The organism is Zhihengliuella salsuginis (assembly GCF_014651715.1).
Lineage (GTDB): Bacteria > Actinomycetota > Actinomycetes > Actinomycetales > Micrococcaceae > Zhihengliuella > Zhihengliuella salsuginis.
This window is the reverse complement of record NZ_BMXK01000005.1, coordinates 166,280-180,258: the sequence shown is the minus strand read 5'-3', so window position 1 is coordinate 180,258 and position 13,979 is coordinate 166,280. Positions and strand designations below refer to the sequence as shown.

Annotated in this window: 14 protein-coding genes; 4 read left to right on the top strand and 10 right to left on the bottom strand. The window is 69.3% G+C overall.

The window, feature by feature from the left end:
* Window positions 1-3: 3 nt before the first annotated feature.
* Window positions 4-1,215 carry a galactokinase gene (gene galK / locus IE069_RS07125; RefSeq protein WP_189349430.1) on the bottom strand — a complete coding sequence of 404 codons (1,212 nt, stop codon included), beginning with the start codon at window positions 1,213-1,215 and terminating at the stop codon, window positions 4-6.
* Window position 1,216: 1 nt separating this feature from the next.
* Window positions 1,217-2,389 (bottom strand): galactose-1-phosphate uridylyltransferase, encoded by a 1,173-nt coding sequence (gene galT, locus IE069_RS07120; RefSeq protein ID WP_189349429.1) that lies wholly within the window; start codon window positions 2,387-2,389, stop codon window positions 1,217-1,219.
* A 128-nt stretch (window positions 2,390-2,517) separates the two neighbouring features.
* Here galT and IE069_RS07115 point away from each other — a divergent pair, with 128 nt between their 5' ends.
* Together IE069_RS07115 and galE are read left to right on the top strand one after the other, a co-directional pair.
* Window positions 2,518-3,336, top strand: a complete 819-nt coding sequence (locus IE069_RS07115) for a DeoR/GlpR family DNA-binding transcription regulator (protein ID WP_189349428.1) — start codon at window positions 2,518-2,520, stop codon at window positions 3,334-3,336.
* The gene (gene galE, locus IE069_RS07110; protein ID WP_189349427.1) at window positions 3,333-4,346 is read left to right on the top strand and encodes a UDP-glucose 4-epimerase GalE; all 1,014 of its coding nucleotides are present in this window, start codon (window positions 3,333-3,335) and stop codon (window positions 4,344-4,346) included. Before IE069_RS07115 ends, galE begins: the two co-directional genes overlap by 4 nt.
* On the opposite strand, the gene IE069_RS07105 is transcribed toward galE, so the two are convergent.
* The 4 genes from IE069_RS07105 to IE069_RS07090 form a co-directional block, all read right to left on the bottom strand.
* Window positions 4,347-4,556, bottom strand: coding sequence for a hypothetical protein (locus IE069_RS07105; RefSeq protein WP_189349426.1), 210 nt, complete (start codon window positions 4,554-4,556; stop codon window positions 4,347-4,349).
* Between the two features lie 56 nt (window positions 4,557-4,612).
* Window positions 4,613-5,236 carry an Rv1352/Rv1906c domain-containing protein gene (locus tag IE069_RS07100; RefSeq protein ID WP_189349425.1) on the bottom strand — a complete coding sequence of 208 codons (624 nt, stop codon included), beginning with the start codon at window positions 5,234-5,236 and terminating at the stop codon, window positions 4,613-4,615.
* Window positions 5,237-5,258: 22 nt separating this feature from the next.
* Window positions 5,259-5,693 (bottom strand): hypothetical protein, encoded by a 435-nt coding sequence (locus IE069_RS07095; RefSeq protein ID WP_189349424.1) that lies wholly within the window; start codon window positions 5,691-5,693, stop codon window positions 5,259-5,261.
* A gap of 126 nt (window positions 5,694-5,819) precedes the next feature.
* Complete coding sequence (locus tag IE069_RS07090) at window positions 5,820-6,641, bottom strand: hypothetical protein (RefSeq protein WP_189349423.1); 822 nt, start codon at window positions 6,639-6,641, stop codon at window positions 5,820-5,822.
* Between the two features lie 649 nt (window positions 6,642-7,290).
* Between IE069_RS07090 and IE069_RS07085 the strand changes: the two genes are divergently transcribed.
* Window positions 7,291-8,385, top strand: coding sequence for a Fic family protein (locus IE069_RS07085; protein WP_229791002.1), 1,095 nt, complete (start codon window positions 7,291-7,293; stop codon window positions 8,383-8,385).
* Window positions 8,386-8,440: 55 nt separating this feature from the next.
* Here the strand turns inward: IE069_RS07085 and madM are convergent, their stop codons facing one another.
* Genes madM through IE069_RS07070 form a run of 3 tightly spaced genes read right to left on the bottom strand, consistent with a single transcriptional unit; the run spans window position 8,441 to window position 12,392 of the window.
* Window positions 8,441-9,205 (bottom strand): malonate transporter subunit MadM, encoded by a 765-nt coding sequence (madM, locus tag IE069_RS07080; protein ID WP_189349422.1) that lies wholly within the window; start codon window positions 9,203-9,205, stop codon window positions 8,441-8,443.
* 1 nt (window position 9,206) lies between these two features.
* Entirely contained in the window at window positions 9,207-9,608 is a 402-nt protein-coding gene (gene madL, locus IE069_RS07075) for a malonate transporter subunit MadL (RefSeq protein WP_189349421.1), read from the bottom strand.
* A gap of 57 nt (window positions 9,609-9,665) precedes the next feature.
* Entirely contained in the window at window positions 9,666-12,392 is a 2,727-nt protein-coding gene (locus tag IE069_RS07070) for an AMP-binding protein (RefSeq protein WP_229791001.1), read from the bottom strand.
* Window positions 12,393-12,521: 129 nt separating this feature from the next.
* On the opposite strand from IE069_RS07070, the gene IE069_RS07065 reads away from it, so the two are divergent.
* Window positions 12,522-13,184, top strand: a complete 663-nt coding sequence (locus IE069_RS07065; RefSeq protein WP_189349420.1) for a GntR family transcriptional regulator — start codon at window positions 12,522-12,524, stop codon at window positions 13,182-13,184.
* A 15-nt stretch (window positions 13,185-13,199) separates the two neighbouring features.
* Here the strand turns inward: IE069_RS07065 and IE069_RS07060 are convergent, their stop codons facing one another.
* A complete protein-coding gene (locus IE069_RS07060) occupies window positions 13,200-13,964 on the bottom strand; it encodes a maleylpyruvate isomerase family mycothiol-dependent enzyme (RefSeq protein ID WP_189349419.1) in 765 nt (254 codons plus the stop codon).
* Window positions 13,965-13,979: the final 15 nt, after the last annotated feature.

Here is a 13,979-nt window from a genome sequence, read left to right as displayed (position 1 = left end):
CGGTCAGGCCTGTCGGCGGGCGCCCGGCGACGGCAGGACGGAGAACACGTCCGGCGCCGCGTGGCCCGCCTCGGCGAAGGCACGCACGACGGCGTCGCGCACCGCGTCCGCATCGCCCTTCTTGACGAGGGCGATGGCCGAGCCGCCGAATCCGCCGCCGGTCATGCGCGCGCCGAACGCGCCCGCGGCGATCGCCGAGTCGACGGCGAGGTCCATCTCCGGGCACGAGTTGCCGAAGTCGTCCCGCATGGAGGCGTGGCTCGCCGTCAGGAGTCCGCCGAGCGCTGCGGGATCGAACCCGTCGGACCCGAGCAGATCCACCGAGTCGAGGACGCGCTGGTTCTCGGTGACGATGTGCTTGACGCGGGAGAAGATCTGGCCGGGCAGCTCGGCCTCCGCCGCCATCAGGTCGGCGACCGCCACGTCCCGCAGGGCCGCGACGCCCAACATCTGGGCGCCGGTCTCGCAGGCGCTGCGCAGCTGCCCGTACCCGCCGGACTCGTGCGCGTGGCTGACCTTGGTGTCGATCACCAGGATCTCCAGGCCGGCCTCGGCGAGTGCCAGAGGGACCACGCGCGACTGCCGGCTGCGGCAGTCGAGGAAGAGCGCGTGCCCGGCCTCGCTGAGCAGCGACGCCGACTGGTCGAGGATCCCGGTGGGCGCGCCCACGAACTCGTTCTCGGCGCGCTGGCAGATGAGCACCAGCTCCTCGCCCGTGTGCCCGAGGCCCGCCAAATCGTTCACGGCGACGCCGACGGCGCATTCGATCGCCGCCGACGAGGACAGCCCCGCGCCGATCGGGACGGACGAGTCGAGGACGATCTCGTAGCCGGCCCGCAAGTCGCCCGGCTCCCCGGCCTCGCGGCCGAGGGACCAGAACACCCCGGCGACATAGCGGGCCCACCCGGGCAGGCCGGCGGCGGCCCCGCGGCCGTCCTCGGCGACGAGCCGGGCCAGGTCCACCTCGACGGCCCCGTGACCGGCGACGTCCTGCCGGCCGGCGACCCGCAGGGTGCCGGTGTCCGTGCGGCGCACGGCGACGCTCGCGTGGTGCGGAATCGCGAAGGGCAGGACGAAGCCCTCGTTGTAGTCCGTGTGCTCGCCGATCAGGTTCACCCGGCCCGGCGCCGTCCACACCCCGTCGGGATGCGCGCCGAAGCGCTCGGCGAAGTGCTGCTGCGTCCCGGCCGCCTGCCGGCGCGATGCCTCGTTCATGTCAGGCCTCTCCGTATCCCTCGCCGCCACTGGCCGCGATCTCGAATCCCATCGCCTCGCGCAGCAGTCTCGCCGCGGTCTCGGGCATGACGTCGCCGATGAAGGCGCCCATGGCCGCCTCGGATCCGGCGAGGTACTTGAGTTTGTTCTCGGCCCGGCGCGGGCTCGTCAGCTGGAGGTGGAGGCGGAACTCCTCGCGGCCGTCGTCGTACTGCCCGCCCTCGCGGCGCACCGGCGCCTGGAACCAGGCGGAGATGTAGGGCGTGGGGGTCTCGTAGATCGCGTCGACGCCGCGGACGAGGTCGAGGTAGACGTCGGCGAGTTCGGTCCGCTCGTCCGCGGTGAGCTCGGTGAGGTCCCCGACGTGGCGGTTCGGCGTCAGGTGCACCTCGAGCGGCATGCGCGCCGAGTAGGGGACGAAGAGGGTCCAGTGCTCGCCGCGGTAGACGATCCGGCTGCCCGCGGCCAGCTCGAAGTCGAGGACGTCCGCGAAGAGGTTGCCCCCCGTCGCGGCCCGGTGGGACCGCGCCTGGCGGAGGTAGGTCTTGATGCGGCCGGGGACGTACGGGTACGCGTAGATCTGCCCGTGCGGGTGGTGCAGGGTCACGCCGATGTCGGCGCCGCGGTTCTCGAAGCAGAAGACCTGCTCGATGCCGTCCATCGCGTAGAGGGCGCCGGTGCGGTGGGTCCACGCGTCGACGACGGTCCGGGCGCGCTCGGCGGTCAGGCTGCTGAACGAGTCCTGGTGGCCGGCGCCGAACGCGATGACCTCGCAGCGTCCGTGCGCCGGGTCGACGTCGCCGATGGCCGTCCCGAGGGCCAGCGCGTGCTGCTCGGGTCCGAAGGACGGGAAGCGGTTCTCGAACACCGCGACGTCGTAGTGGGGTGCCGGGATCTCGGTGGCGTGTTCTGCGCTCGTCGGGCACAGCGGGCACTCGTCGGCCGGCGGCAGGTGCGTGCGGGACTGCCGGTGCGCGGCGAACGCGATCCACTCCCCCGTGAGCGGGTCGTACCGGAGCTCGGACGACGGCGGCCGCTCGGGCAGGTCGCGCTCGTCGGCGGGCGCCTCGAAGCCGGCGGGCGGTCCCCCGCCGTCGAAGAAGTAGAGCAGGTCCCGGCCGTCGGCCAGTGTGGTGGCGGTCGGTCGAGCGCCACCGGTAGCGGGCTGGCCCATATGAACTCCTGGGGTGCGAGGCGAAACAAAATCCGATCAAGGGCAAACATTTACAATCAGAAAGTGACAGATGTAAGCTTGGCATAGATCACAAACGCACACAAGGTCCCAGCAGGGAGGGAATCGACATGGCGGAGCTACTCCCGGCGCAGCGGCACCGGCACATCGTCGGCGAGGTCGAACGGCAGGGGCAGGTCCGCGTGGCAGAGCTCGCCGCGCAACTCTCCGTGTCGGAGATGACCGTGCGCCGCGACCTCACGTTCCTGGCGGGGGACGGCATCCTGATCAAGGTCCACGGCGGGGCGATGAAGGAGGGCTCCACCACCAGTTCGGAGCCCGGATTCGCCACCAAACTCGGCCTGCAAACCGGCGAGAAGGAGCGGATCGCGGCCCGCGCGGCCGGCCTCGTCCACCCGGGGATGTCGCTCGCCCTCAACTCCGGCACGACGACGTTCGCCCTCGCCCACCACTGCACCTCCATCGACGACCTCACGGTGGTGACGAACTCGCCGCGCATCGCGCAGGTCTTCTACGACGCCGACAACGCCTCGCAGACCGTCGTTCTGACCGGCGGCGTGCGCACCCCGTCGGACGCCCTGGTCGGCCCGATCGCCCTGGGGGCCGTCGCGCAGCTGCACGTCGACCTCTACATCATGGGCGTGCACGGCATGACGGCCGAACACGGGTTCACCACCCCGAACATGCAGGAGGCGCACGTGAACCGCGAATTCCTGCGTGCGGCCGGGCGCACCGCCGTCGTCGCGGACCACGCCAAGTGGGGCGTGACCGGCTTGTGCACCATCGCGCCGCTGGACGCCGTGGATACCGTGGTGACTGACGAGCGGCTGCCGCGAGCCGCCGTCGAGCACCTGGAGAACACCGTGGGCGAGGTCCTGATCGCCGCCCCGGAGAAGGCATCCGACACACCGACTGGAAGCGAAGCATGAAGATTTTGGTGACCGGCGGAGCCGGCTATATCGGGTCCCACACGGCACTGACCCTGCTCGAGGCCGGGCACGAGGTCGTCGCCGTGGACAACCTCTACAACGCCTCGTCGGAATCCCTTCGCCGCGTCGGGGAGCTGGCGGGGGCGGAGCCCGTGCTGGAGATCGCCGACCTGACGGACGAAGCGGCCCTCGAGGAGGTGTTCGCGCGGCACACCCCGGACGCGGTCATCCACTTCGCCGGGCTCAAGGCCGTCGGCGAGTCCACGAAGATCCCGCTCGACTACTACTTCAACAACACCTCCGGCACCATCTCGCTGCTGCGGGTGATGCAGCGGGCCGGCGTGAAGACCATCGTGTTCAGCTCCTCGGCGACCGTGTACGGCGAGCACAACCCGTACCCCTACATGGAGCACATGGAGATCGGCGCGATGAACCCGTACGGGCGCACCAAGGAGCAGATCGAGGACGTGCTCGCCGATGTCGCGAACGCCGACGGCGAGTGGCGGGTCGCGCTGCTGCGCTACTTCAACCCCGTGGGCGCGCACGAGTCCGGGCGGATCGGCGAGGACCCGCAGGGCATCCCGAACAACCTGGTGCCGTTCATCGCGCAGGTGGCGGTGGGCCGCCGGGAGAAACTGCAGATCTTCGGCGACGACTACGACACCGCCGACGGCACGTGCCTGCGCGACTACATCCACGTCGTCGACCTGGCCGAGGGCCACCTCGCAGCACTGGACTACCTGACCGGGCACGCCGGGGTGCACCGGTGGAACCTGGGCGGCGGGGCGGGGACCTCCGTACTGGAGATGCTGCACGCCTTCGAGAAGGCCGTGGGGCGCGAGCTGCCGTACGAATTCGCGCCCCGGCGCGACGGGGACCTGCCGGCGTTCTGGGCGGACGCCTCGAACGCGAAGATGGATCTGGAATGGTCGGTCACCCGGTCGATCGACACCATGTGCCAGGACCACTGGCGCTGGCAGAAGAACAATCCGAACGGCTACGCCGGCTGATCAGCCGGCCGCAGACGACGAAGGCCCCGGCAGCCCGCCGGTCGACTCGCCCGCCGCCTGTCCGCTGTTGTGGCCGGCCAGCGGCAGGCCGCGCTTCTCGCGGGTGACTCCGGCGAGGATCAGGATCCAGTCGATCAGCGCCCAAATGCCGAAGCCGCCGAGCGTGAGAAGAACAAAACGGGGTTGTGGGTAACTCGAAACGGCGGCCATCCGGTACGGATGACCGCCGTTTCGGCGTTATTCGAAACTCGGTTTTCAGCGCCCCGCTACTGCTTGGACCACGAGCCGCAACGTCTCGTTTGGAAATCCTGCCCATCGGACAGTGTGACCATCGGACGCCCGCCCCCGGGGATGTCGTTCTCGAGGATGTCATCGCCGTTGGATCCGGAACGGTAGATGCCCCAGTAGCAGTCGCCGCTGACGTTGCCGTCTGCGCGGTAGGTCCCGGCAGCGATGTCCACACCGACCGTCCAGGTTCCCTCGTCGATCGTGTTCGCCGCCTCCTCCTCTTCGGCAGCGGTCAGCTCGCTTTCTCGAGCGTCGAGTTTGCCCGCGCGCTCATCGAGTTCTCCTTCGCGTGTGTCCAGCCCGGTCTCGCGCTCGTCGAGTTCGGCGACGCGGGCGTCGGCCGCCTCCTCACGCTCCTGGGCGGCCGCCTCGTGGGCCTCCAGCTCGCCTTCGGCGGCTTGGAGCTGGGCGGCGACCTCGTTGCGATCCGTTATCAGTGTCTTGTATTCATCCGTGTTCTTCGGCTCGATGCTGCCCGCGCCCGCGGCGAATCCTCCGCCGAATGCGAGGCTGGCGACGACAACGGCAATCAACGCCAACCACATCACTTTGCGGTCGCGCCCTTCGGGTGGCGGCGTACCGCCCGACTGTTCCTGTTCCATGACTCCCCCAACTCCTGATCTGCTACCGGTCGGCGGATTCGACGATCACGTCGAGCCCGTTGTCCGGGTGGTAGGTCCACGACGCCTGGTATCCGTCCCACGACATCGACTGGGTTCCGTCGAGGGCCCGCGTCGACGACATCCGCGAAAACGCGGATTCTGGAATCTGAAGCCCTTCGAGAACGCACACCTGGTCGAACATGTCGAGCCCACCGGAGGACGCCCCCTCGCCGCTGCCGTCGAGCTCGATCGCAGCGCCGTCGTCCAGCAAGTAGATGCCGGGGCTCTCCCCGGTGAGAGAGCATCCCTCAAGGGCCGAGGCGATGCCCGCCTTGGCTGATCCACCGCCGATTCCACCCGCGATGCCTGCGCCGATGAGGACTCCGAGCAAGACGCCGGGAATGAGGCCGAGGCTGAACATCGTCCAGTCCCGCGGCTTCTTGTGTTGCTGTTCCATGTTTCCCCCAACTATCTGGAGCAGCCGACGGGAGAAAGCTGCCTTCCTCCCGCCGTTGCGGCTGCTGCTGTGTCGACGCCCGGCCTTCGAGCGCCGTCGACCGCCACATCCGTGACGGCCTGTTGTCTACTGCGCTTCCCAGACCGCGTTGTCGTCGCCGGAAAAGTCGATCAGGTCGCCGACTCGGACGGTGGCACCATCAGCCGCTTCTGCGGGAACGTCAAAGCAGACCTGGTAGTCGGTGGTCCCACCCTGGCTGAGCCCTGGCTGGCCCATCGAGTCCTCCTTCAGCGCAGATTCACACGTGGTGGTGCTGTAGACCTTGGAGTCAGCCCCTAGCAGCTCCACTTGTAGGTCGATCCACACGGTGCCTTCCTCAGCGCCCTGGTAGGTGGCGGTCAGGTCCACGAGGACCGGCTGCCCGACCGGCGCCGTGTAGTACTCCGAGGCATCGGCCAGCGAATCGGAGGCGTCCAGGTCGATCTGGTTGACGGTCACCGCATAGGCGCCCACCTCAGCCGCTTCACCAACGGCCAGTGCGCCCGCAGCGGCTTCCTGCTCGTCGTCACTGGCGGCCCGCTCCCCCGTTTCAGCCTGCTCGATGGCGTCGTCGATGCCCTGGCTGACCTCGTCGATGGCTGCCGAGTAGAACGCCTGGCTGGCGAAGACCACGACCAGTGCGACGACGGAGATGATCGCGCCGGCGATCGACAGCCCCTTGGTGCCGTTCTTCTTGACGGCCACGATGAGCCCGACGATCGCGAGGACCAGGGCGATGACGGCCAGGATGGCCGCGAAGTTGTTGACGATCGGCATCCACGACAGGACCAGGGCCACGATCCCGATCACGAGGGCGGCGATACCCAATCCCTTGCCGGCATTGGTCTTGGCCTGGTGCGGTCCGCTCGGCGCGGGCGCCGGCGGCATGTTGTTGACTGGCTGAGCCATCTTCTTCTCCTAGAGAGGAACGAGGCTTGAGGTATGAAAATGAGGTCCGGCGGGGAGCGCCCCCAAGCGCTTTCGCTCCCCGCCGGGTGCCGATGAACCGGCGTCGTCTGCATGGCACGCGTTCGACGCCGGCCCACCGGCGGCTGTGAGATGAGAAGCCCAGCCGCAAAGGCTTCGGGCTTCCCGCCGCGGCGGACGGCGGCGAGGATCCTCCCTCGGGCCGCCGGCGGTGCCGCGGTGCAACCGGGAAGTGGTTGCAGGTTCAAGCTACGGCGGGCCACTCACAAAATGGCTTCTCCTCGTGCGGTTCGGATCCAGAACAGCTACATGGCACGATCGGGCGATGTTGCAGACAGCGTCTGCAACATCGTTGACGGGGCACAGACATGACTCACAGCCTGCTTGAGGGCAGTGCTGCCCACCGGGCGATGTCAACGCGGCCGAGACAACGCGGCCGAGACAACGCGGACCGCATATGCAAAGGATTTTCAACCGTCACAGAAACTTGTAAAAAATCTGCCAGATTTTTTACACGTCACACCTCGCCGCGACTCAAGTCGGCATGCCAGCGAGTTTTTACTGACAAAAAATCGTGCGAAAAATTTGCCTAAATATCTACACGTGACACTGTCGTTGGTAGCTTCACTACATGATCTCCTGGCGTCCAGAGAGTCCCTACAACGAGCTGCCCCCACTGCCCCCGAAAGCAGAGGTCGAGTCGAAACGCATCCTCAAACTCACCGTGGAGGCAAGAGCTTCGCTGGCCTCGCTTGATCAGGCCGCTGCCGCGATGACCAATCCGCAGGTTCTCCTGAACACGATTCCGCTCCTCGAGGCGCAGGCCAGCTCCGAGGTCGAGAACATCGTGACCACCACGGACGACCTGTTCCGTCATGCCCAGGACGAAACGGCAGCCGATCCCGCTACTCGCGAAGCCCTCAGCTACCGAACCGCCCTTCTAGAGGGCTTCAAGAGCGTGTCGGATCGCGGCATCGTGACGTCCAACACCGCTATGGAGGTCTGCTCGATCATCAAGAAACACCGGACGGACCTGCGCACAGGAGAGGGCACCTTCATCGGTGATCCGGCGACCCGGAAGGCCGTCTACACGCCGCCGCGCGGCAGAACGGTCATCGAGGGAAAACTCGCCGCGTGGGAGAACTTCGCCAACGCCCCGTCAGAACTCGATCCACTCGTAAGGATGGCGCTGGCCCACTACCAGTTCGAAGCGATCCATCCGTTCGACGATGGAAACGGACGCACCGGCAGGATCCTCAACGTCTTGATGCTCGTCTCGTCGGGACTACTCCGTCAACCCGTCCTCCACCACTCGAAATACATCATCGGGCGAAAAACCGACTACTACGACACCCTCCTCGCCGTCACCGCCGAGGAGTCCTGGGAGGACTGGGTCGAGTACATGCTCGAAGCCGTCCGTGCGACGTCGACCTCGACGCTGTCCAAGATCGGGCGCCTCCAGACGCTCCAGAACGACGTCAAAGACTGGATCAGTACATCGATCTCGGGGGCCCACATCGCGCTCCTCGATGTCCTCTTCGAACAGCCCTACTGCCGCATCTCCAACGTCATGGAGCAATGCCACGTCTCACGCCCAACGGCGACCAAGTGGCTCAAGGCCCTCGTGCAGAACGGCGTGCTCCACGACATGCAGGTCGGTCGGGAAATCCTCTTCATCAATTGGCGCTTCATGGACCTGCTCATCAACGATGATCCGGAAACCTGACAAGGCGCGTCTCGCGAACTCCCAAAAAAGTTGGGAGTTCGTTGGGAGTTGCGGGTCAGCCGCCCGAGACCGCCCTCACCGCCAGGTAGAGCACCGACGGGCAGAGCAGGCAGCCCACGCCCGTGTAGAAGGTCGCGGTCATCGCGCCGTACGGGACCAGGCGCTTGTCCGTCGCGGCCAGGCCGCCGGCGACGCCCGACGTCGTGCCCATCATGCCGCCGAAGACCATCGCCGACTTGGGGTTGTTCAGCCCGATGGACTTCGCCATGAACGGCGTGCCGATCATCACGACGACGGCCTTCACCAGTCCGGCCGCCACGGACAGGGCGATCACCTCGGAGCTCGCCCCCACCGCGGTGCCCGTGACGGGGCCGACGATGTAGGTCGCCGCGCCGGCGCCGATCGTCGTCACCGACTCGGCATCCGTGTAGCCGAACATCACGGCGACGGCTGCGCCGACCACGAAGGAGACCACGACGCCGAGGAAGACCGAGAGCCCGCCGGCGAGCCCGGCCCGGCGGATCTCCTGCAGGTCCACGCCGTAGGCCGTGGCCACGATCGCGAAGTCCCGCAGCATCGACCCGCCCATGATCCCGAGCCCGGAGAAGAGCGCCAGGTCGGCCAGACCGTCCTCGCCGCCCGTAGCCGCACCGCCGACATAGGAAAGGACCAGGCCCAGCAGGATCGCGATCGCGGACCCCTGCAGCCGGCCCCGGGTCAGCGACTTGGACAGCCACCCGGCGAACAGCATGACGGCCCCGACCAGCGCGAAGGCGACGAGCAGCCCGTTCTTCTCGAAGAGTTCTACCACCATGTCCATCTCAGACCACCTGCTTCTCTGCGTCGTCCAGCGGCGGCAGCGGTTCCGCCGGCGTCCCGATCCGGGAGAGGACGGGGACCAGCGCGGCGCCGGCCGCGAGGGCGGCCAGTCCCGCCACGATCGCCATCGGGCCGCTGCCCACGGCGCCGGCCACGTTCTGCGTGGACGCCATGGCGACCACGATCGGGATGTACATGGCGCTCCAGAAGAGCACCCCCTGCTCCGAGGCCGGCGGGAACAGGCCCTTCTTGCGCAGGCGTTCCGTCACCAGGATCAGCATGATCATGGCGAAGCCGACCCCGCCGACGTTCGAATCGATGCCGAGCGCGGCGCCCAGCAGGTCGCCGACCAGTTTCCCGGCCAGCAGGCTGGCCGCCAATGCGGCTACTCCGTAGAGGACCATCACTTCTCCTTCGGTGGTGCAGGGACCGCCGGCGATCTCACGCGGCGGCTCGGGGTCTCAGGCGGAGGCCCCGCTGAACAGGTCCCCGTAGTCGGCCCGCAGCGCGGCCTTCTGGACCTTGCCCATGACATTGCGCGGGAGGGCGTCGACGACGCGCACGGCGCGCGGCTGCTTGAAGCGGGCGAGGTCGGGCGCGATCGCGGCCAGGAGCGCGTCGCCGTCGACCTCGCGGCCGGCGGCCGGCACGACGACGGCCACGACGGTCTCGCCGAAGTCCGGGTGCGGGACGCCGATCACAGCGGATTCGAGCACCTCGTCGCGGGCGTCGAGCAGCTCCTCGATCTCCTTCGGGTAGACGTTGAAGCCGCCGGAGATCACCAGGTCCTTGTCGCGGCCGACGATGCACACGTACCCGTCGTCGTCGATCCGGGCCATGTCGCCCGTGACGAAGTATCCGTCGGACCGGAACTCGGACGCCGTCTTCTCCGGCATCCGCCAGTACCCGGCGAAGACGTTCGGCCCGCGCACCTCGAGGAGGCCGACCTCGCCGTCCGGCAGGGCCCCGCCTGTCTCGCGGTCGGCGATGCGGACCTCGACCCCGCCCAGCGGCCTGCCCACGGTGCCCGGCTTGCGCGCCCCCTCGTAGGGGTTGGAGGCGTTCATGCCGGTCTCGGTCATCCCGTACCGCTCGAGGATCGCGTGACCGGTCCGGGCCTCGAAGGCCTCGTGGTCGCTCGCGAGCAGCGGCGCCGACCCGGAGACGAACAGCCGCATGCCGGCGCACGCGGCGGGCGTCAGGCGCTCGCTCCTGAGCAGACGGGTGTAGAACGTCGGCACACCCATGAGCACGGTGGCGTCCGCCATCTTCTCGAGGATCGCGTCGGCGTCGAACTTCGGCAGGAAGTCCATCGAAGCGCCGGCGACGAGCGTCATGTTCGCGGCGACGAACAGGCCGTGGATGTGGAAGATCGGCAGCGCGTGGATGAGCCGGTCCGCCTCCGTGTACCGCCACTCCTCGATCAGCGCGGCGCAGTTGGAGGCCAGGTTCGCGTGCGTGAGCATGGCGCCCTTGGACCGGCCCGTGGTCCCGGACGTGTAGAGGATCGAGGCGAGGTCGTCGGCGCCCGCCGGGTGGACGTCCTCGTGGCGCCGGTCCGCCCCGAGCAGGGTGCCCTCGCCGGCCTCGCCCAGGGTCTCGATCGCGAGCGCCTCCCCGGCGCGGTGCGCGTGGTCGCCGGCGGTTTCCACCGCGCAGACGAACACGCGCGGCTCGGCGTCGGTCAGGAAGTAGTCGATCTCCGTACCGGTGTAGGCCGTGTTCAGCGGCAGGAACACGCCGCCGACCTGGAGCGTCGCGAGGTAGAGGGCGATCGCCTCCGGGGACTTGCCCACCTGCGCGGCGACGCGGTCCCCGGGGACGACGCCGTCGTCGACCAGCCGGGCGGCGATCCGCTGCGCCGTCTCGAGCGTCCACCCGTAGGAGCGGGTGCCGGAACCGGGCAGGTGGAAGAGCACCCTGTCCGGGTCGGCGGCGGCGTGCCGCGCGAACGCCTCGTAGACCGTGGTGAAGCTGTTGTCCATGCTGGAGTTTCCTCTCATCGGGTGGGCGGTGGGCCGCTGCGCGTCGGCGGCGGCGGGGTAGCGGTAGTTGATCATGACGCCGAAGGACTGCTCCCAGGCGGTCCGGGAGGAGTTGGCCGCCCAGTTCAGGCGCCAGGGGCTCGCCCCGTTGCCGAGGTGGAAACGCGCGACCGGGTCGACGGGGCGGCCGTCGTCGTTCTGCTCGGCCGTGACGTAGCGTTCGACGGCGGCGAGCAGCCGCTCGCGCACGTCGCCCTCCAGCCCGGCCGGGTCGGATGCGGCGGCCCGCAGCTCGGACAGATCGGCGTCGCCGGCCGCTGCCGCGTCGAGCCAGTGGCGGAAGCCGGGGATCGGCGAGAGGGTCACGAAGTTCTGAAGGTGCGGCAGCTCGTTCGAGACCTGGTCGATGACCTGCTTGATGAGGTGGCTGCCGAACTGGATGCCGGCGAGCCCGGCGAGCGCGTTGTTGATCGAGTAGAGGGCCGCAGTGTCCGCGGCGGCCGGGTCGAGCGCCCGGCGGTTCTCGAGCAGGGCGGCGGTCTGATCCGGCACGCCCTGCACCAGGGCGACCTCGACGAAGACCAGCGGAACGCTGCCCGTGGCCGGGTGGAAGAAGGCGTAGACGCGGCGGTCCGCGGGCTCGATGCGGCGGCGCAGCTCGTCGCGGCTGGCCATCGGGTGGACCCTCTCGTAGTCGAGCAGGTACCCGTGGACCTCCGCGGAGTCCTCCCAGACGACCTCGCTCATCCGCAGGAACCCGCGGTTGAACCACGAGGTCAGCAGGTGGTGCAGGTCGTGGTCCAGCGGGCGGAGCGCGGCGTGCGCGGGCAGCAGCCGCCGGACGTCGGCGCGCATGGCCACGAGGGCCAGCGTGCCGTCCGGCGCGTAGTTCAGGCGGCGCAGCAGCTGCTGGCGCGACGGCTCGACGACGTCGAAGAGCCGCGACGCCTCGTCCGCAGACGGCGCCCCGCCGGCGACCGCCCGGTCCCACCGGTGGTAGGCCGCGCGCACCCGGTCGGCATCGACGTCGTACTCGGAGACCAGGGTCGAGAAGAAGGCGAGCCGGTCCGCGTCGTCCAGCTGAGCGTAGGCCGACAGCGCGCGGGCGGCGACGGGGGCCAGGGCGGCCTCTCCCCCGCCGCCCATCAGGGCCGCGCAGTGGCCGAGCAGCCGCTCGAGCGGCGCGTCGTCGTGCTCTGGCATGTGGTCCTCCCGGGTCCGGAACTTAGATACACATCATCGGCGCTGATATATATAACAATGACCGTACAGGACGAACGTGAGCTGCGCCACACCCGTGCAGCCGGGATATCCTGATCCAGGAGGTACCACGTGAGCAGAATCCCGGAATCACAGCGCGTGCGGGACGCGCTAGAGAACGCGATCGTCGACGGCCGCCACCGCCCCGGCGACCGGCTCGACCCCACGCGGATCGAGGAGGAGTTCGGGTGCTCGCGGACCCCGGTGCGCGAGGCCCTGCAGGCGCTCCAGCGCTCCGGCCTGGTGCAGATCCGGCCCAAGCAGGGAACCTACGTGACGGAGCTGGGCCTGCCCGAGCTGGCCGAGCGGTTCGAGGTCATGGCCGAGCTCGAGGGCATGGCCGCCCGGCTCTGCGCGCGGCGGATCGACGCCGACGGGCTGGCGGGGCTCGACGCCGCCCTGCTCGAGTGCGAGGAGCACGTCGCCACCGGCGACGCCGACGAGTACTACTACGCCAACGCCCGGTTCCACGGGATCGTCTACGACTCCTGCGGCAACGACTACCTGCGCGACCAGGCCCACTCCCTCAAGCGGGCCCTGCAGCCCTACCGCCGGCTGCAGCTGCGCGTGCCCGACCGCATGCGCCGCTCGCTCGCCGAGCACCGGGCCATCGCCGGCGCGATCGGGGCCGGGCGGGCCGAGGAGGCGGAGGACGCCGCGCGCGAGCACGTGCTCGTGCAGGTCAAGGAGTTCAGCCAGCTGGTCCGGACGTGGAAGCACCTGAACGCCCGCTGACCACCGGCCGCGGGCCTACAGCCAGCGCGGGGCCGGACCGGGTGCGCCGCCGTTGAAGCCGTCTCCGGCGAACTCCAGCAGCTCGAGCCGCTGCGAGCGACCCGTCGCCCACGCCGCCAGCTCCGGCAGCGGACCCGAGACCACGGTGAGGCCGGCACCGGCGGGCGCGCCGCCGTCGTGCTCCCCCTCGGCCCCGGCCGGGCGCAGCCGGAGGCCGGCCGCGTCCTCGCGGGACGCCCAGACCTTCTCGACGTTGCGCAGCAGGCGGGCGAGCACCGGCTCGGGGAGGTCGACGAAGCCGGCGCCGCTGTTCAGGTCGACCGCGTGCAGCCACAGCTCGCGGGACCGCATCCACACGGCGGTGGAGGCGGTGATCTCCGCGCCCTGCCGGGTGCGCACGCGGGCCTGCCAGGCCGCGTCGTCCATCCGCCGCCAGTGCTCGGCGAGCTGCTGCTGGGAGTCCTCGAGGAGGAAGTGCAGCGACCCGGGATCCAGGGCGGCCCCGGCCTCGATCTCCGCGTCGCGGGCCTCGGGCGAGGCGTACATGGGGGTCTCGATGCCGGTCTCGGCCCAGGTCATCAGCCGGGCGAGCGCGTAGGCGTTGTAGCCGACGTGCGCGATGACGTGCCCGCGCGTCCAGCCGGGCAGCAGCGAGTCGCCGGCCAGCTGCGAATCCCGCAGTTCGTTCGCCCGGGCCCCGAAGTAGGCGGCGGCCTCGTCGGCGCCGTCGAGCTCCCGCAGGAGGTGCTGGTCGGCGGTGCGGTAGGTCGGCTCACTCATGGTCGATGCCTTTCA

Excerpts from the sequence above, each read along its gene's own strand:
- galK (WP_189349430.1), bottom strand. The coding sequence starts at position 1,215 with ATGAACGAGGCATCGCGCCGGCAGGCGGCCGGGACGCAGCAGCACTTC.
- galT (WP_189349429.1), bottom strand. The coding sequence starts at position 2,389 with ATGGGCCAGCCCGCTACCGGTGGCGCTCGACCGACCGCCACCACACTG.
- IE069_RS07115 (WP_189349428.1), top strand. The coding sequence starts at position 2,518 with ATGGCGGAGCTACTCCCGGCGCAGCGGCACCGGCACATCGTCGGCGAG.
- galE (WP_189349427.1), top strand. The coding sequence starts at position 3,333 with ATGAAGATTTTGGTGACCGGCGGAGCCGGCTATATCGGGTCCCACACG.
- IE069_RS07105 (WP_189349426.1), bottom strand. The coding sequence starts at position 4,556 with ATGGCCGCCGTTTCGAGTTACCCACAACCCCGTTTTGTTCTTCTCACG.
- IE069_RS07100 (WP_189349425.1), bottom strand. The coding sequence starts at position 5,236 with ATGGAACAGGAACAGTCGGGCGGTACGCCGCCACCCGAAGGGCGCGAC.
- IE069_RS07095 (WP_189349424.1), bottom strand. The coding sequence starts at position 5,693 with ATGGAACAGCAACACAAGAAGCCGCGGGACTGGACGATGTTCAGCCTC.
- IE069_RS07090 (WP_189349423.1), bottom strand. The coding sequence starts at position 6,641 with ATGGCTCAGCCAGTCAACAACATGCCGCCGGCGCCCGCGCCGAGCGGA.
- IE069_RS07085 (WP_229791002.1), top strand. The coding sequence starts at position 7,291 with ATGATCTCCTGGCGTCCAGAGAGTCCCTACAACGAGCTGCCCCCACTG.
- madM (WP_189349422.1), bottom strand. The coding sequence starts at position 9,205 with ATGGACATGGTGGTAGAACTCTTCGAGAAGAACGGGCTGCTCGTCGCC.
- madL (WP_189349421.1), bottom strand. The coding sequence starts at position 9,608 with ATGGTCCTCTACGGAGTAGCCGCATTGGCGGCCAGCCTGCTGGCCGGG.
- IE069_RS07070 (WP_229791001.1), bottom strand. The coding sequence starts at position 12,392 with ATGCCAGAGCACGACGACGCGCCGCTCGAGCGGCTGCTCGGCCACTGC.
- IE069_RS07060 (WP_189349419.1), bottom strand. The coding sequence starts at position 13,964 with ATGAGTGAGCCGACCTACCGCACCGCCGACCAGCACCTCCTGCGGGAG.